18 protein-coding genes and 1 pseudogene are annotated in these 18,130 nt (G+C 43.9%); 17 read left to right on the top strand and 2 right to left on the bottom strand.

Translation table 11 applies throughout. The features are described from left to right. The first annotated feature begins 109 nt into the window (after positions 1-109). From QFZ77_RS01455 to QFZ77_RS01430, 6 genes are all read left to right on the top strand, one after another. Entirely contained in the window at positions 110-2,113 is a 2,004-nt protein-coding gene (locus QFZ77_RS01455; RefSeq protein ID WP_307434994.1) for an MrcB family domain-containing protein, read from the top strand. Next, on the top strand, positions 2,094-2,567 hold the full coding sequence (locus QFZ77_RS01450) for a hypothetical protein (protein WP_307434992.1): 474 nt from the start codon (positions 2,094-2,096) through the stop codon (positions 2,565-2,567). Before QFZ77_RS01455 ends, QFZ77_RS01450 begins: the two co-directional genes overlap by 20 nt. Next, a complete protein-coding gene (locus QFZ77_RS01445) occupies positions 2,564-2,866 on the top strand; it encodes a hypothetical protein (protein ID WP_307434989.1) in 303 nt (100 codons plus the stop codon). The genes QFZ77_RS01450 and QFZ77_RS01445 overlap by 4 nt, the downstream gene beginning before the upstream one ends. After that, positions 2,838-5,252: a restriction endonuclease-like protein gene (locus tag QFZ77_RS01440; RefSeq protein WP_307434986.1), complete on the top strand. Its 2,415-nt coding sequence runs from the start codon at positions 2,838-2,840 to the stop codon at positions 5,250-5,252. The genes QFZ77_RS01445 and QFZ77_RS01440 overlap by 29 nt, the downstream gene beginning before the upstream one ends. 103 nt (positions 5,253-5,355) lie before the next feature. After that, positions 5,356-5,634 (top strand): hypothetical protein, encoded by a 279-nt coding sequence (locus tag QFZ77_RS01435; protein ID WP_307434983.1) that lies wholly within the window; start codon positions 5,356-5,358, stop codon positions 5,632-5,634. Beyond that, entirely contained in the window at positions 5,618-5,776 is a 159-nt protein-coding gene (locus QFZ77_RS01430; protein WP_307434980.1) for a hypothetical protein, read from the top strand. Before QFZ77_RS01435 ends, QFZ77_RS01430 begins: the two co-directional genes overlap by 17 nt. A 204-nt stretch (positions 5,777-5,980) precedes the next feature. Here the strand turns inward: QFZ77_RS01430 and QFZ77_RS01425 are convergent, their stop codons facing one another. Then, complete coding sequence (locus tag QFZ77_RS01425) at positions 5,981-6,229, bottom strand: hypothetical protein (RefSeq protein ID WP_373462552.1); 249 nt, start codon at positions 6,227-6,229, stop codon at positions 5,981-5,983. Between the two features lie 273 nt (positions 6,230-6,502). Here QFZ77_RS01425 and QFZ77_RS01420 point away from each other — a divergent pair, with 273 nt between their 5' ends. The 4 genes from QFZ77_RS01420 (at position 6,503) to QFZ77_RS01405 (ending at position 9,074) form a co-directional block, all read left to right on the top strand. Beyond that, complete coding sequence (locus QFZ77_RS01420) at positions 6,503-6,691, top strand: hypothetical protein (RefSeq protein WP_307434975.1); 189 nt, start codon at positions 6,503-6,505, stop codon at positions 6,689-6,691. A gap of 244 nt (positions 6,692-6,935) precedes the next feature. Then, positions 6,936-7,676 (top strand): Fic family protein, encoded by a 741-nt coding sequence (locus tag QFZ77_RS01415; protein ID WP_307434972.1) that lies wholly within the window; start codon positions 6,936-6,938, stop codon positions 7,674-7,676. Positions 7,677-8,061: 385 nt separating this feature from the next. After that, positions 8,062-8,373 carry a DUF1806 family protein gene (locus tag QFZ77_RS01410; protein WP_307434969.1) on the top strand — a complete coding sequence of 104 codons (312 nt, stop codon included), beginning with the start codon at positions 8,062-8,064 and terminating at the stop codon, positions 8,371-8,373. Next, positions 8,370-9,074, top strand: coding sequence for a PIG-L family deacetylase (locus tag QFZ77_RS01405; protein ID WP_307434966.1), 705 nt, complete (start codon positions 8,370-8,372; stop codon positions 9,072-9,074). Before QFZ77_RS01410 ends, QFZ77_RS01405 begins: the two co-directional genes overlap by 4 nt. A 13-nt stretch (positions 9,075-9,087) precedes the next feature. Here QFZ77_RS01405 and QFZ77_RS01400 read toward each other — a convergent pair whose 3' ends face one another. Continuing rightward, positions 9,088-10,248, bottom strand: coding sequence for an acyl-CoA dehydrogenase family protein (locus QFZ77_RS01400; protein ID WP_307434963.1), 1,161 nt, complete (start codon positions 10,246-10,248; stop codon positions 9,088-9,090). Positions 10,249-10,693: 445 nt separating this feature from the next. On the opposite strand from QFZ77_RS01400, the gene cysD reads away from it, so the two are divergent. From cysD to QFZ77_RS01370, 7 genes and pseudogenes are all read left to right on the top strand, one after another. Beyond that, positions 10,694-11,617 (top strand): sulfate adenylyltransferase subunit CysD, encoded by a 924-nt coding sequence (gene cysD, locus QFZ77_RS01395; RefSeq protein WP_483874768.1) that lies wholly within the window; start codon positions 10,694-10,696, stop codon positions 11,615-11,617. 1 nt (position 11,618) lies between these two features. Continuing rightward, positions 11,619-13,358 (top strand): GTP-binding protein, encoded by a 1,740-nt coding sequence (locus tag QFZ77_RS01390; protein ID WP_307434960.1) that lies wholly within the window; start codon positions 11,619-11,621, stop codon positions 13,356-13,358. Between the two features lie 220 nt (positions 13,359-13,578). After that, positions 13,579-14,409: a vWA domain-containing protein gene (locus tag QFZ77_RS01385; RefSeq protein ID WP_307434957.1), complete on the top strand. Its 831-nt coding sequence runs from the start codon at positions 13,579-13,581 to the stop codon at positions 14,407-14,409. A gap of 8 nt (positions 14,410-14,417) precedes the next feature. After that, a complete protein-coding gene (locus QFZ77_RS01380; protein ID WP_307434954.1) occupies positions 14,418-15,182 on the top strand; it encodes a protein phosphatase 2C domain-containing protein in 765 nt (254 codons plus the stop codon). A 458-nt stretch (positions 15,183-15,640) separates the two neighbouring features. After that, on the top strand, positions 15,641-17,374 hold the full coding sequence (locus QFZ77_RS01375; RefSeq protein ID WP_307434951.1) for a hypothetical protein: 1,734 nt from the start codon (positions 15,641-15,643) through the stop codon (positions 17,372-17,374). A gap of 109 nt (positions 17,375-17,483) precedes the next feature. Continuing rightward, the gene (locus QFZ77_RS37700) at positions 17,484-17,561 is read left to right on the top strand and encodes a DUF1963 domain-containing protein (RefSeq protein WP_373462717.1); all 78 of its coding nucleotides are present in this window, start codon (positions 17,484-17,486) and stop codon (positions 17,559-17,561) included. A gap of 102 nt (positions 17,562-17,663) precedes the next feature. Next, positions 17,664-17,831: pseudogene (locus tag QFZ77_RS01370) on the top strand (DUF7737 domain-containing protein); the annotation flags it as partial. Between the last annotated feature and the right edge of the window lie 299 nt (positions 17,832-18,130).

Genomic DNA, 18,130 nt, shown 5'->3' with positions numbered 1-18,130 from the left:
CTTGTACAACCCTTTGAAAAGAAGGGGCTTATTACCGTTTTTGTCGTAAATTTTTAATAGTTTCTTTATTAATCATTTAACATTCTATTACATATAACAGGTGATCTATATGACTCTACCTTCAGAGCTATCCAACATATTTTCCAACAAAGAAAAGTCATATAAAATGCTGCTTATACTAGCACTATTATATGAGATGCAGAATGCGGGGCAAAGAGTAGTATCCCTGCTGAATGTAAAGCAACGCTTCCTCGTTCAGCTTCAAGAGAGAGAATCAAATGACTTAAATGTCGATCAGCCTCCGGGTAAAGCGGGAACACAATGGAATGACATGGCCGTTAGCAATATACAATCTGTAATTGCTACACCAATAGCAGCACTTTCCTCAATTTTAATTCAAAATAACGAGCAGCAAACTATAGGATTCAAAAAAGAACTAGATGAGAAATTGTCTGAAGATGTACTAAATGATTTGTATAATTACGCTCAAACTGAGCTAGAAAACTATTATAATCAGCACTTCATGGAGGGCTTCTCCCTAAAAGAAGCACTGTCAGATATTCTATCCATATACTTGCAAGCTAAAAGGGAAACCTTTGCTGGACACAGGCTTGGTAATCTTGTGCGTCAAGTCATCCCCACCGAGCTAAAGAAGCTTTCATTCATTCACCCAGAATTAAAGATCCAAGGGTCTGTTGGACAAGGGAATTGGGCAACCATTCCTTGGATTGCCATCATGGATAAACGAATCACGGAGACAACACGCCAAGGAGAGTATCTGGTATACCTTTTCTCAGAAGATATGAAATCTGTTTACCTCACCTTTAATCAAGGGGTAACTATCCCTAACGAAACAAAAGGCAGAGCAGCAGCCTACCAATATTTCAAACAAAAAGTTCAAGAAATACGTGACCTGCTCCCACTTGAGGGAATGATCAAAGACGATGCCATCTACTTAACATCTGGCGGTTTAGGCCAAGACTATCAGGTGTCTACAGTAGCCTATTACCGTTATGATCTGGAACATCTTCCGGATGACAAGCAGCTCATTGCTGACTTAAACAATGCAGTTACTAACTACAATGGATATGTGAAAAAAGTGCTCAACCCTAATAATGAGCCCGAGCCGTCCATCAGTTTCAACTACACGATCAGCCATTTGTATGCTGGGCAAGGCATTTTAAAATACCTACATGATCACGGACCTGATTCTAGCCCTTTAGATGAATTGATCACAAATCAAGGTACCATTCTTCTCTCTGGAGACGACGTGAAGCATCCCAAGGAGAGAGTCAGGCATCTGGGACGAGCCCTGCAAGATTTAGGCTTATTATCTATAAATGAGAACCAGTTCTCATTAACTGATCTAGGTCAGGAGTATGGAAACCATTTTAACGAAAATAAATGGGGCTTAAGCGATACACAAATCAAACTAATTCGAGATCAGCTAAATAACGCCGAAGGTCAAACCCCTCTTATTAGAAGCATTAATAAAGCTATCAAGATCTGTAAGGAGCTAGGATCTTTCACTTTAGATAAATTTGCGTCAATGTTTATCAATGCTTTAGGAATGCTCCAGACTTGGGGAGAAGTTACCAGAAAACAACGGTCTATTTTTATGCTCAACTGGCTAGAGATATTGAAGTTTGTTTCCAAATCAGGTCAGCAATATACGTATACGGAGTGGGAGGAGACACCTCTTTTGGATCCACTAACGGTAAGTGAGCGAGTAGCCACAATCAAGAATTTCATTGCTAGCAAAGGGTTCATGTATCCCGACCATTGGATCGAGAACTTCTTTTTATCCCTAAAAACAAAGCCTTTCGTCATTCTGGCAGGAGTTTCAGGCACAGGCAAAACAAAGCTAGTCAAGCTATTCGCTGAGGCAGTAGGAGCAACGGCGAGTAACGGCCAGTTCTCATTAATTCCAGTTCGCCCGGATTGGAGCGATCCTTCTGATCTATTGGGTTACAAAGATTTATCAGGTGTTTTTCGACCGGGGAAGTTAACGGAGGTGTTGGTTGAGGCTTCAAAGCCGAGCAATCAGTATAAGCCCTATTTTATATGCTTGGATGAAATGAATTTGGCTAGGGTTGAGCATTATTTTCAGTGATTTACTGAGTGTGCTTGAGACGCAAGAGTGGGATAACCATCGGATTGTAACAACGCCGCTCATACATAGAGACTCCTTGCAAAATGAGTCAGATAAGCAAGTGTACGGCAACCTTCATCTGCCAGATAATGTGTACATCGTTGGAACGGTGAATATGGATGAGACGACGCATCCTTTTAGCAAAAAGGTATTAGACCGCGCCAACACGATCGAGTTTAATTACATTGATCTTGGTCAATATCCAACGGGTGAAGGGATGCCGGCTAGTGAAGCGGCTGCTGTTCCTCCTAATTCATTATTGCGAAGCGAATATTTGCAATTGGTTGATGTGTATCGTGATTATAAGCAGTTAACGGAAGAGACGGCTGAGTTATTGGTGAAGATCAATGGGATTTTGGAGCAGATTCATTCGCACGTAGGGTTTCGGATCGGGATGCGGTCTGTTTTTACATGATTTATAATGATCGGTTTGCTTTGCTCAGTAAGGAAGCGGCATTCGATATGCAGTTGTTGCAGAAGATTTTGCCTCGTATTCAAGGGAGTAATTCGTCTGTGAAAAAAGCTTTGCTTCAATTGATGCAGGTGGCTCAGGATCGTAGCTTACCTATTACGGAGTATATGGAGGATGCCTCTAAGCTTTATCTCTCGCAGGAAGCGTTAGCAGCGTCCAAATATCCACAAAGCGCAAGGAAAATCGCCTTCATGCTGCGGAGGTTAGAAGAAGATGGCTTTACCTCATACTGGCTCTCTTAATCAAAGTACGGAATTACTGCGAATCGAGACGAATCTGTTCAATCTCTATATTCAGGGCAAGCCGTTCCATCGCACGGTTGAAACTTTGAATCTCCATCGTAATGTGGATGAGGAGTGGGTAGATGCCCATTTTCACGCTGCGGCGATGGTGGATTCGTTGGTCACAGATTCTATTTCTGTTTTCTCTCATGAACATATGGCGATGACAAGTTGGAGTTCGGGCGATGTGTGTACGCCGACTTTTTATGAAACGCAGGGCTATGAACTGGTCATTGAAAAGAAGGCGGATATCCCCTTAACCTTTCACCACGACAATATCCATGTGAGACAGGCGATTAAGCCGCTGGGGAAGATGATTTTATCAGGGATTCTTAATTTTCAAAATGAAGTGGGACTCTCTGAACTTGAGCTTCGATTGAATGGTGAGGCTATATTTCGTCTTCAGTTAGAGATTTTTCCATCAAAAATAGATTATAAGAATGACTATCAGATGATCCTTAACGATGTTAATGAACAGATTTATAATCTTTCCTTCGATTTTCTACGAAAAACGTACAACCTGACTGGGTTAAAAGAAACGAATCATCAGAGTTTGACGGAGTATTTTACGATTTTGCAGCATGTATTTACGCAGCTTGTGCAGGCAGTTGAGAGAATCAAGCTATCGCCACATTCTAAGCTTCAAAGCGAGAATCGTCTTGTAGACGCTGCACGTGTGAAAAGAGCCGGAAAAGAGAACATTGCCTTCCTAGCCAAACGCCCACATCTATTAGCCAATGATCCGGTGAACGGGGTCATTCAGGTAGTGGGCAAGCGATATACGCCGACTCATTTGCTTGAGACTAGACGCCATGTTCATTATGATACGGCTGAGAATCGCTTCGTGAAATGGGTGCTTGTACGCATTGGGCAGAAGCTTAAGGATGTTAAAACGCGTTTAGCTCAAAAAAGTCGTGTGGAAGATACTAATCTTACGAAGAAGCTTAATCTTATGCAGAGTCAGGTTCAGCGGCTGTTACAGCATGATTTTTTGGATGTTGGCGAGATGAGGCAGCTGTCTATTTCATTGGTTTTGCAAATGGCATCGGGGTACCGAGAGGTATACCGTTATTATTTAATGTTGTTAAAAGGTTTGTCGATTCAGAATGATCTTTTCCGATTATCGATGAAAGATTTGGCTCAACTCTATGAATACTGGTGTTTCTTGAAGATTCACCATCTTTTAAGCAAAAAGTATGAGCTGCTCAAACAAGATATTATCAAAATCAATCGGAGTGGACTGTTCGTCACACTGGATAAGTCCCAGCAGGCGAAGATGGTGTATAAAAACCCGTTGAACGGGGAGATTTTTACGTTGTTTTATAATGCGCTGCCCAAAGGGGATCGGAGTCCAACTCTGTCTCAGCGGCCGGATAATGTCCTAACTTTGAAAAAGAACGACGCCGCGGCGGAGTATAAATATATTTTCGATGCCAAATATCGCATTAATCCTGCTTATGAGGGCACGCCTTACTTCGAGAGGTACCGGATGCCGGGGCCGGAAGAGGATGATATTAATACGATGCACCGCTATCGGGATGCGATTGTGTATTCGGAGGGGCAGGGGAAAGAGTACGAGCGGAGTATGTTTGGGGCGTATGTGTTGTTTCCCTATCATGATGAGGAGCGGTTCCAGCAGCATAAGTTCTACAAAAGTGTGGAGCTCATTAATATTGGGGCTTTTCCATTTTTGCCGAATTCGACGAGCTTGATGGAGAAGTTTTTGGACGAGATTATCATGGATAGTCCGGAGAAGGCCTATGAGCGGACGACGAGGCCGCGAGGGACGAAGGAGTATTACGGGAATAAATTGTCTGGGAAGAATGTCTTGGTGGGGGCTTTGAGTAAGAAGCCTCAATTGGATGCTGCGTTGGAGCATGGATTTTACCATACACCTCTTCGGAATATTACGGATCATAAGGTGCTGACTAGATTGGAATACGTCGCGTTATATCAGTCGATTCGTTTGTTTGGTGCGGATGATGCGGGCATCTCGTGGTATGGAAGAGTGAAAGATTGGAAGGTTGTTCCACGCTCGGCGATAACGGCCATCCCCTCTAGTCGAGGCGCGACGGATGAGCTTTATGTTGTGTTTGAGGTGGAGGAGTGGGTGAAAAGGGAGAAAGCGATAGTTCCCGCGGGGCATGGGATTTATCGGATTTTGTATACGACGGATTATATGCTTAGCAGGGCGAAGGAGATCTCCGAACTGCGTTTGGAGACGGAAGAGGAATTGCGGGATTGGCGTGAGAAGCGGCGTGTGGGTAAGGTGAAGGTGACGCTGGATCGGGAGCATTTGGATTTGGGTAGTGCGGTTTTAGGGATTGGGGTAGCCTCTTCAGACTGAGATAAATAAGGAGCACGATGCGAAAAAGGAATGGGAAGCGAATGATTAGATGCTATTGCCGTTGTAGTATAATGGTAATAGTAATCGAAAGGCGGGGTTGTCCATGAGCGTGAATCGTGAAGAGTTGAAACTTTTGATCGACCATATTCCTGAACAAGATGCGGCTGAAGTTCTTGACTTTATTGGTTACTTGAACATGAAGCGAGAACGTGAAGCTGCTCAGCAATTGGATATCGAGGCTCTTTCTGAAGATGCGGATCTTATACGACAGGTTCAAAAAAGCCGCGAAGATAGAAACTCTGGACGCGTTTATGGCCAACAAGAAGGGCTCGATTATCTCCGTGTAAAGGTGGAGGAATTTGAGCGTGGACAAAGTTTATAATGTATATTGGTCGCAAACAGCTCTTGATGACCTAGCTGGTATACTGGCTTATCCTCCTGAAGTGAAGGAAAGAATTTATTTAGAGTCTTTTAAACGACTATCTTACACCAACCCTTACCGCCAAACGAATACGTTTTGGTAAATTGGAAGGTTATTGGGCAAGACTTGGTCTCTACCAAGTCATTCTTGTGTTTGAGGTAGATGAAGATAAATCTGTCATTTGGATAGATGGAATTAAGCATAAGCGTGAAAACGTCTATTGGAAGAAGTGAATGGCAAAATTTCAACTAGCAACCTCCCCTAATCATGCGGCGGAGGTTTTTTATTTTGCAAATTATTGGAAGTTTTAAAAGATCTCATGTACCAACAAATGGTTTACTGTTATCGTATCACCTTTCATTTCGCCTTCTTCTCTTGCGCCTTCCCTTAATGAAGACTCATCATGCAATGCCTTTTGTCTCATTTCATGTTGCCGACGAGATTCTGCATCTTGGCTAAGGAATTCCAGCATTGTCATAGCTTTGCCGAGTTCAGGTTCCTGTATTTTAAGCACCTCCCAATTCTCTGTATTGTCACTTTTAAGGAAAAGCAGCATACCGCTATAATCCTCTCCCAAATGAAATACATTGTGATAACGTTCATTGGGTAAGTATAAAAGGTTGCCAGGATAGAAAATACGTTCTTGGCATTCTATGATAAACTGAGAATGACACTTACTTAGATCTCCCTACGCTGTGGGAGATTTTTTGGTCACTAAATGGGAAACCCGCTAGAGAGCAGCTATATCAGTTTGAATTCGGCAGTGAGCTGACCAAGGAAACAGCCATAGTCGTAGGATAGCTTTACTCACATAAAGAAAAAAAGGTTGGTGATTCCAATTTCACATAAAGAATTGATGGTCATTATTCGACCGAAGGGTTCATTTGATCTGGATTGGCAAGCAACGGATGACAAGATCGATGGAAATTGCCTTCAATTTCAGGAGGAGTTGTATCAGCGATTTTTGGAAGATGCGGATGTTGCAGGGATGTTTGGGATTGAGATGGGAAAAGATTAACAACGGAATGGGCTTTTCTCGTAACGGTGCCTCATTGAGAGGGACACAATAGCTAGTGATCAAACAGACACTTGTATAATTTAATCGTGAAGAGTTGAATCGAAGTTGTTGCGAATTTGCTGTTTGAGGTTGCTGGGGAGAGGGAAATCGATCCTCGGTTGTAGGTTGTTTTAGAGCAATATTATCGCGTATTGGTTTCTATTCTCTGTGATATAATGGTAATAACGAGATGGGGAGGGGTAAAATGAACTTTGTTAAAATAGATCATTTAAAAAGAGAGCTGGATGATCTCAGACCTTTACCATCCGCTGCCGTAAGGAACTTAGATGAGGTTTATCGCATTGAGTGGACATACAACTCAAATGCGATTGAGGGTAATACGTTAACTCTACTAGAAACCAAATTAGTCTTAGAAGAAGGACTAACCATAGGTGGCAAAAAGCTACGTGAACACTTCGAAGTTATCAATCATTCGGAAGCTATCAGCTACGTTCAGGATGTTGTAACTCGGAAAACTGAACTTACAGAATATGTAATAAAGTCACTTCATCACCTCGTTCTTAAAAACATTGACGATGAAAACGCAGGGCGATATCGGACGATTAATGTTATGATATCAGGCTCACAGCATACTCCCCCACACTTTACAGTACTCTTCGAAAAAATGGAGCAGTTAATGAAGTGGTATGATGAACATAAAGACAACATGCATCCAGTTGAACTAGCCGCGCAGTTCCACTTCCGCTTCGTATACATTCATCCTTTTTCAGATGGAAATGGGCGTACAGCACGACTATTAATGAATTTAATTTTAATGACATACGGATTTCCGCCTGCAATTGTAAAAGCTGCAAACGATGCACGACTGAAATATTATGAGACTCTAGAAACTGCAAGTATAGACAAAGATCTAGGACCATTCATAGAACTAATTGCCGGATGTGTAGAGGAAAGTTTGCAAAGATATATTGGAGCTGTAAAATAACTTCTGTTAACCCTGTCTTTATTTTAGGATGGGGTTATTTGGCTGCAAACATAGGTTAAGTTAATCTATTTTGAGATTTTCTATTCGGCATTTCAATGATTTAAGTGTGCTGAAAAATATGCCGGATTTAAAAATTCTGAGTATTTACGAAAACCCGACTAAAGATTTAACGATTATAAACCATTTAAGTAAAGTTGATGTGATATGAAATGGTCTGAAATTTGCAGCCACTACCCAGTCGATTTGTTTTAAATGAATATTGAATATGATTAGACCCTGTCTTTAGGATAGGGTTGTTTCGTTTGAATAATGGTCTAAAAGATGCTATTTTGTGATTACGATTATGTAGCAATTTAAATCCTTTCAGAAAAGAGAGCTAATGGCGATGATCAAAATAATCAGGTCGAAAGTAGAAGCCGAGCTTCAGACCTTCGTCGGGACTGACGCTTATATCCACAGCGAAGCGACTTCATTTGCCTTCGTTCGCAATTTCAAGGTCAAGGTTACCCATGTCTTTATAGCGGGGGAAGGCCCTTTTCGTGCCGCTCTACGATTTGATGGGCATGGCTGGCTGCGAATGGAGGCGCTGACGCATTATGAGGTAGATGGGAATGGTCGTCTTTTGCTGGCTGGCTATGATGACAGAGGTCGGATGAATGTTGCTCTGCACTTGGGAAAGGAGCCGTTTCCAGAATGAACAATATCGATAAAGCCAAAAAGCTGCTCGCGGTGTTTGCCCATCCTGACGACGAGTCGTTTATTTGTGGAGGTACTCTCGCCAAATATGCCAGTGAGGGGGTGGACATTACGCTGGTGAGCGCCACGCGGGGTGAAATGGGACGACGCATGGGCAATCCACCTTATCTCAACCGGGAATCGATGGCGGCTGCCCGCGAAATGGAACTGCGGCAAGCCTGCGAAAGCCTGGGCATCCGGCAGCTCCTATTTTTGGATATCCGCGACAAAACAGTTGAGTTTGCCGATGAGGATAGCCTGACAGCACGGATTGCGGCTCTCATTAACGAAGTGGATCCAGATGTTGTGCTTACGTTTCACGAAACGCTGGGTGGACATCCAGATCATTGCGCAATTGGAAAAGCGACGACGAACGCTTTTGGGCGAACAGGACATAGGGGTGCTTTATATTTCATTACGTTCGGTGACGCAATGGAGCGTCCGGAGCGGTACGGGTATTCCCGTAAGGATGTCATCAAAGTCGACGTGCATGTTCATCTGGAAGCAAAGCTCGCCGCGTTTCGGGCCCACCGCTGCCAGACCGAAATCGACGAATGGGTATGGCTGCCCACCCAAGAGGCGCTGACGAGATTCGGCAGATATGAATACTTTTTGAAGGCGGATAGGGAGGCTCCGACGCGGGTTCTCAATGATTTGTTTTAGCGTCTCTCTCGGATCACAAGGGTGTCTCGGCTAAAGCGGCTTTAGCCAAGGTATGAAGCACTGTACTATCCATTGGCGGATTATGCAGGCCTGCACGAACATCCCGGTAATACCGTTCCAAAGGCCGATTGCGGGACAAACTCGCGGCACCGACAATTCTCATCGCCAAGTCCACGATTTTGATGGCGTTGTTGGTGGCTACATACTTGGCCAAGCCGAGCTCAGGTTTCAAAGCGGGTCGGTCTTCCTTCTCACGATCCCAGCGATCCGCCGCCGCATAAAGGAGCGAGCGTGCGGTTCGTAATTCGATTTCCATCTCTCCGATCGACTGCTGGACGGAAGGGAGTGCGGCGATCGGTTCGTTCATATGGTTGGGTCGATAGGAGCGGGCAAATTCAAGAGCGTAATCACGTGCCGCCAAGGCAATGCCCATGTAACATGCCGGAATATGCAGAAGCCAGCCGCCCCCGTCATCCATGCCATTTCCGGAGAGCCTCATGTCTTTGTCCACAAAAACGCCATCCAGCACCACATCGTGGCTTCCGGTCGCGCGCATCCCGAGTGTATCCCAGTTTTCCACCAAGGTCACCCGGTCCGTCCGGTGAATCAGGAAGTCGGCCGTACAGTCTTCATCCGGGATATACGCCGATACCACAAAACGATCGAGGATCGGTGAAAGCGTACTAAACGTTTTGCGTCCCGTAATCCGCCATCCGCCTTCCGTAGGGACCGCGGTCGTTTCGGGCTTTCCGCCTCGGCTGGGACTGCCGGATGCTGCTTCGCTAGCGAAGGTGTTGATCATTGTCCCGTCGCTCACGACGGAACGGCACAAATCGGCAAAAATAGCCTCCGGCCATTTCCGGGTTGTCCGGAGATGAAGGATCTGACCGACATGCCAGCCAACGGCCAATGCGGTCGATCCGTCCCCATAAGCTAGCCTCTCCTGCAGCATGACGAGGGCGTAAAGCGAGAGTCCATTCCCGCCGAATTCTTGAGGGACGGTTAGCTTTAAGTACCCGGCCTCGCGCAGGTCTGCGAAATTCTCAAATGGAAACGATCCCTCTTGGTCGTGCCGCGTGGCCCTCCCTGCAAAATGGGCAGCCAGCTCCTCTGCTTTTCTCGCCCAAGCCCGCTCTTCCTCGCTACGGATATATTGATCGATGACTCGATTCATCTATTACACACTCCTTTTCTTACTTATTATATCAGCTGTCGTATTGCGAGTTATAACAGTCTCTATCAAATAGAGGGGTTTTTATTGTAAAGAAACTTTAATTTATTTCGAGTAGAATGTTTAAGGTTCGCATGGAAAAATGAACTGGGGTTCGACTCCATGCTTTTGTTACATTACGAGCTCTTCAAAGTAATCCTTATCGACCCAATCCTTTTTCAAACGTAAAGAACCCACTGTTCAGGCGAGACAAAGTGAACTTTAATGTCACAGAGTGATTATTGCGACAAAAAAAGTGACAATCTCGGAAAAAGTCCGACAGAATTCGACCGAAATGACAGAAATCTTAAGTTTTTCACTTTCTTCCACTTTGCATTAAAGCCAGAATCTGATAGGATATAAAGAAAGACGATAGTTTTAGTAAGAATTAAAAGGAGGCACCTTTTCCATGGAAAAAATGATGCTTGATTCTATAGATGAAATGACGCATCTGGATCAACTTGAGGCTGAAGCGATTTATATTATTCGAGAAGTAGCGGCGGAATGTGAAAATCCCGTGATGCTGTATTCTATCGGGAAGGATAGTTCCGTGATGCTGCATTTGGCGCTGAAAGCTTTCTATCCGGAGAAGCCGCCGTTTCCTTTCATGCATATTGATACAACGTGGAAGTTTAAAGAAATGATTGAATTCCGCGATCGTAAGGTAAAAGAATTCGGAATCAAGATGATTGTTCACTCCAATCAGGAAGGGATTGATCAAGGGATCAACCCGTTCGATCATGGTTCCGCGTATACGGATATTATGAAAACCCAAGCTTTGAAAGAAGGATTGGACAAATACGGATTTACGGCTGCGTTCGGCGGCGGAAGACGTGACGAGGAGAAGTCGCGTGCGAAGGAGCGGATTTTCTCTTTCCGGAATAAGAATCATGCCTGGGATCCGAAAAACCAACGGCCGGAAATGTGGAAACTTTTCAACACAAGAATCAATAAGGGAGAAAGCATCCGCGTTTTCCCAATATCCAACTGGACGGAAAAAGACATCTGGCAATACATTCGCAGAGAAAACATTGATATTGTGCCTCTCTATTTTGCCAAAGAAAGACCTGTACTCGAACGCGACGGACATCTCATCATGGTGGACGATGATCGCATGAAGCTCGAGCCTCATGAGAAAATTGAAATGAAGAAGATGCGCTTTCGCACATTAGGCTGCTATCCGCTTACAGGGGGAGCTGAGTCAGAGGCGGATACGATAGATGCCATTATTGAAGAAACGCTTGGTGCGGTCTCATCCGAACGGACAACGCGGGTAATTGACCAAGAAGCGGCGGGAAGTATGGAAAGACGTAAACGGGAGGGTTATTTCTAAAATGAAAAGTCTGCTTAAATTTATTACTTGCGGAAGTGTAGACGACGGAAAATCCACCTTAATTGGACATATGCTCTATGAGGCCAAGCTATTATTCGCCGACCAGGAAAGAGCGTTAGAGCTGGATAGCAGACTGGGCAGCCGCGGCGGCAAAATTGACTATTCCTTGCTTCTAGATGGGCTACTGGCGGAGCGCGAACAAGGGATTACGATTGATGTGGCTTATCGGTATTTCACGACGGACCACCGTTCGTTCATCGTAGCAGACACACCTGGACACGAAGAATATACCCGTAACATGGCCGTAGGCGCATCTTTTGCGGATCTGGCTATCATTCTTGTGGACGCAAAGAAAGGGGTTATTACCCAAACTAAGCGACACACTCGAATTTGCGCACTTATGGGCATTAAACATCTTGTTTTAGCCGTGAATAAAATGGATTTAGTGGGTTTTGATCCTAAGATATTTGATGCGATCAAACAAGAATTCTTGCAATTGACCGCTGAGTTTCACTTTGAAAGCATTCAGGTGATCCCTGTTTCTGCCACAGAAGGGGATAACATTACGAAAAAATCGCCAAATTCCCCTTGGTACGAAGGCCTTGCCTTGCTGCCATATTTGGAAAATGTGGACGTTCATCAGAGCGATAGTACGAAGCCATTTATGATGCCGATTCAGCGTGTAAGCCGTCCGGATCATACATTCCGTGGTTTCCAAGGCCAAATTGAGGCTGGGCGTATCGCGGTTGGCGATGAGCTGACAACGTTGCCTAGTCATGAGAAGGCGAAAGTCAAACGGATCCTCGTGACTGACCAAGATCGCGATTATGCCTATGCTGGACAGCCCGTAACCATTCAATTGGATCGGGAAGTCGACGTTTCGCGGGGCTGTGTATTCACGAAGGATAGTCAAATCCAAGAGGCGGATAGTTTCTCAGCTACGATTCTTTGGATGGATGATTCTGTGCTGACGCCAGGCAAAAACTATCTGGTCAAAGTAGGAACGAAAGTCCTGCCAGGTACCGTAACGGCCATTAAACATAAAATCGAAATTAATACTGGAAAAACGGTTCCAACTGATCATATTGTAAAAAATGAATTGGCAACATGTGAGTTTTCTTTATCTGACAATATCGTTATTGATTCTTTTGAACAAAATAAAAGCATTGGCGGATTTATTCTGATCGATCGTGTCACCAATATGACATCTGCTTGCGGAGTGATTGAGCAAACCCTTCAAAGCTCCGACAATTCTGTACGGCTAGATACGGAAATCACCAGAGATGTTCGTGCTCAGCAAAAAGGTCAGAATCCTTTGACCCTTTGGTTCACTGGTTCGCTTTCAGATCAATCGGCCCTTGCGAAGGAAGTCGAAAAACGTTTGGTATCGACAGGCCACCATACCATGTTACTGGGGAATGGCCAAGGAGAATCGTTGCAGCGATTAGCAAAAGTTGCAAAATTGATGAACGATGCTGGACTTATTGCATTGGTATCGAGTGATTCCCCGAACGTTAGCGACCGAGAAACCGCGCGAGACATCATTGGTAAAGAATATATTGAAGTTTATGTAAACAGACCGCTTGCAGGCAGCTCGAGCACAAATGATACACCTGGGAACCCGGAAATCGAAATCGATATAACCAAGTTTTCAATCGAAGAAGCTGCAAATTATGTAGTGAAACGAATTATCAAATATTTAATCAATGAGAGTAGTCGTGGACAATTCCTTAATTTCTAATGCATAAACAAATCGACGCAACGAAATAGACTTTGAAAAATAGTATCCCTACATCACCGTAATAGTGATGTAGGGATATTTTTTTGTGTCGAAGATGGGGCACTGCTTGCCGTTAATCTCGGGTTAAAGAACCATCCAATATTTTTTTTCTTCAAAAGTACAAATCTCCGTTCCTGCCGGAATATGATGGGAATATGTACATTTTTGAGGAGGAAAAATCATGTATTCAGCAGAAATCAGCCGTTCAGATCCGTCTTGTTTTCTGTTTATTATTGACCAGTCCGGATCGATGTCCGACCCGTTCGGGGCTAGCTCAAAAGCCGGAAGTGTTTCCGATGCAATAAATCGTTTATTACAAAATCTTATTATAAAGTGTGCAAAGTCGGAAGGTATACGCGACTACTATCATGTTGGTGTGATAGGCTATGGCGCCAGCGTTGGGCCGGCATTCGGCGGTTTATTAGCCGGAAAGGAATTAGTGCCGATTAGTGAAATAGCAGATAATCCGTCAAGATTGGAAAAACGTCTGAAGAAGGTTCCGGATGGGGCAGGCGGGCTTGTAGATCAGCTTGTTAAGTTTCCTCTCTGGTTTGATCCTGTCGCGAACGGCGGTACTCCAATGTGCCAGGCGTTGAATACAGCCCATCTCATCTTGAGTCAATGGATCAGTGAATACTCTCATTGTTTTCCGCCGGTGGTCATTCATATTACGGACGGAGAATCCACCGACGGTGATCCGACTGCTGCAATGGAACAAATAAGAGCACTGGCTACGGACGATGGAAATGTATTGCTGTTCAACTTGCATATATCGGGCAGTCCGAGTGCGGTTGAGCTGCGTTTTCCGGAAACCTCGGATGGACTGCCTGACCAATATTCCAGGATGCTCTACGAAGGCTCAAGCATGCTGACACCATTTATGATCAAGGTGGCCAATCAGGAACATGAATTGAATCTTTCGGATGGATCAAGGGGATTTGTATTAAATGCCGATCTAACCCTTGTGATCCAGGCGCTTGACATTGGAACGCGTCCCGCCAATCTTAGGTAGGGGGGGATATGGTGCAAATAGAAAACACATGTTTTTCATTGCCAAAGGCGGGAAACCGCAAAGATGAATATGAAGATGCCGTTGGCAGCAGCATTTTTGTTAATAAGGATACTGCGTATTATAGATTCGCCATAGCCGATGGGGCTAGTGAATCTTCGTTTTCCGATATATGGGCTAATTTGCTCGCAAGCGGTTATTGCAATGGCAAATTTGAAAGTAAACATATCGATAAATCCGTTTCCAAATTGTCAAAGGCTTGGAAGAGAAAACTAAATGCCAAAAACCTTCCCTGGTACGCTGAGGAGAAGCTAAAAAGCGGTGCGTTCTCTACTTTAGCCGGAATCACTTTTCGTTTGACGGATGCTTCATCCGCGGGGTTTGATGCAGTAGCGATCGGTGACAGCTGTATATTTCAAGTTCGGGGTGATAAAATTATCGCCTTTTTTCCTTTGAGCTCCATCGATGATTTTCATAATAGGCCGGTTCTTATATCGAGTAACACAGTCAATAACATTCACCTTAAAATGTTCGTTAAAAAATGGACCGGTACTGCCCAAACGGGAGACACCTTTTTGTTAATGACCGATGCCCTGGCATGCTGGACATTAACTCGTTACGAGGAAGACGCAAGCGTAATAAAGAAAATACAAGGGTTAGCCGGTGAACATGACTTCATAAATTTAGTTCAGTCCGAAAGGAAGTTAATTTGCCGCGACGGCGGCTTTTATCTAAGAAATGATGATGTTACATTAATACGGGTAAATCTATTGTAAGGGGATGTGAGGTGATGTTATGGCCCACTCCACAGGATTATAGGGAAGCGATACAAAATCCGCAAATTTGTTTCAAGGACCCGGAGCTTCAATCCGGACTCCCTGAATTGGATAAGTTTGGACTGCCTCGTCCTATTTCGGGAGGTTTCGCTAGTGTTTACAAAATAAAGTGCGGAAAGACGGAATGGGCGGTCAGGTGCTTTACCAATAACGTGAAGGATCAAAAGGTCCGTTACGATGCCATCAGCTTGCATTTAAGCTCCGTTAATCTCCCTTATATCGTCCCTTTTGAGTACCTCTCTGAAGGCATAAAAATAAACGGCAATTGGTTTCCAGTCGTTAAAATGCAGTGGGTTGAGGGGGAATCGCTGCTTCATTATATCCAAAGAAATTTGCATAACGTTGAATTATTGAAAGGACTAGCGAATAAATGGCTAAAAATGATCACTGAGCTGCACATGGCAAATATTGCGCATGGGGACCTGCAGCATGGCAACATATTGATTCACAATGATGAAATAATTCTGATCGATTATGATGGTATGTATGTACCAGGCTTAAACGGCATGAAAAGCAACGAGCTCGGTCACAGAAATTATCAACACCCCGGAAGAAACGAAGGACATTTTGGGCCGTATATCGATAACTTTTCAGCGTGGGTCATTTTGATTTCAATAGCAGCCGTTTCTATGGATGCTTCATTATGGAATTCGCTTGGTGCGGGAGAGGGTGAAGAAAGTCTCCTCTTTCGACAGAAAGACTTTGTCTCGCCAGACGCATCTCGCGCTTTTGAATTTCTGGAACTTGTTGATGATGAAACGTTACGTTTTTTGGTAAACTCCTTTCGTGATGTTACGGCAATAGAAATGCAGAAGGTGCCTCGGCCCCCTGATCCCGAATCACGGGTTGATGCCGTGCATCCTATAGTCGCCTCTGCAACGAAATTAATGACTCATCTAGCAGCCTTCTCTGAATGGCTCGCTAGGAAGATGCGGTCAGCCGCTGTCCAATCACAACCAGAAACATCGTATCCTGTTGGTTCGTCGTGGGTACTGGATTATCTCACAACGGAAGCAATACCTTGCAAGCCTCTGTCAAAAGATAGGTTCGTGTTGGAAAGAACCATTTCATTATTGGTATTAACTACCGCAGCATCGGCTGCAACTGTTATGTATGGAAACGCTCCGGTTACAGCTTTAGTATCCTGCACGACTTTGGGATTAGGTGTGGAGATGGCCTTTTTAAGCTGGTGTTATGTGAAACTTCCCACTGTTAAAGTAAAGAGAACCACGTCTGAAAAAATAAAGGAGCTTGAATATGTTGTTTCCGATCTGACAAGCGAATTGAACGAAGTCAACGATATAAAGCATAAGTTCCAACAAATGGAGGAAGACAAGATATACGTTATATTACGAAGGCAAGGGGAAGTATCGGAACGAGAAAAGAATGAAACGGAAAAATTGCAGAAGGAACTCCGGAGTCATATAAGCGAAATCGTGGGTGAAAGACAAACCATAGATCAGGAGGAAAAAACCGAGCTTGCCGGCGCATTGGCCTCTTTCCAAAAAACTTGGCTGGAAGATCAATTAATGAAGCATAGGATTAGCCAAGAAAAAATACCGGATATAGACGATGAAATCAAACGGCGTTTAAGATCGAGCGGAATTCGTACGCCGGTTGATTTTTTGGACATTAATATCTTTCAGTCCTATGGCCGCAAAAAAATTGAAAAGGTGTATATGATATTAAAAAACGGGGGCTCGGTTCATGTAGGAATGAGTCCATCCCAAGCGAAAGCGCTGGTAGAGTGGAAAAAAAAGATAGAACGCAAGTATAGGACTAAAATCCCCCAATCCGTTCCTCGTAGTGAAATCACAGCCATAAAATCAAAATTTAAGGACAGGAAATCAATATTGAATAACTTAGAACAAACTTATCAAACCAGGTCGCAGGACATGATATCTAACATAAGGCAAACCTATAGTCCGGAGTATGATTTCTTAAAGAGGGAAGAAGATACCGCCAGAATCAACCTGAATAACGAACTCAACCAATTCGATAAGGAGATAGCTGAAATAAATAAGCACCTTGCAGGGAAACAATGGGAGCTTCACCATCTGAGCAAGCAAATGGATTCTTTTAAGGACGTTAATTTCTTTAGATTCTTAAGGAGAGTATTCCTTTTCAATTGAGATGGTTCTGCCTAGCCACGGTTCGATTTCCTGAGCCCTTGTCCGAGCAAAATAACAATGTTTATGTGAACTGCACCCCATTTGTTAGACACCATCTAACGTTGGGAGAATATATTTTTGGATAAGAGAACAAGATTTAAAGAACTTCGATTTTGATAAGACTTGGCTCATACTTCAATGTAGTTAGTATATTTGAACAAGACGGCCTTGACGTTTCGGAGACGTGCATCAGGTTGGTACAAAAAAGGTGGGATTATTAAGCAGCATTCCTGGCATTATCTTCTTTGAAAATATCCTACCGGTCCACTCTCAACATCGCGGCAAATTGTTCCTGCCGTTTATGGACGAAGACCCGAAAACTTCGGAGATTTTGTCCAAAATAGTGATGCTTGCACAAGATACGAAGATCAAAGATCCGCATATTTTGGATCAAATAAAAGCGGTACAACATATTTAAACCAGTGGAGCGGGTTAATTATAGACCCGCTCCACTCCTTTTTTACTGTAATGGCGTCTGATTTACGTTTATGTGATGTTGTATATAAGATCCTTCCATATAAAGATGTGAAAGTATGAAAAGATTCGGATAGGTAGCGTTTCGATCTGCATGGAACGAATCTACAGGAGCTCCCGTCGATTTGGAATAACATGCACCCATGTATCACCAATTCAAATTGGTGTTGAACTGGGGGATATACTTCGTTCGAGCCTTGCCATATCAACGATTAGCAGCTTTGAGAGAAATAAATAATTTGG

It is taken from the genome of Paenibacillus sp. V4I3 (genome assembly GCF_030817215.1).
In the GTDB taxonomy this organism is placed as follows: Bacteria; Bacillota; Bacilli; order Paenibacillales; family NBRC-103111; genus Paenibacillus_E.
The sequence above is the reverse complement of the archived record's forward strand: the minus strand, read 5'-3'. Positions and strand labels throughout refer to the sequence as shown.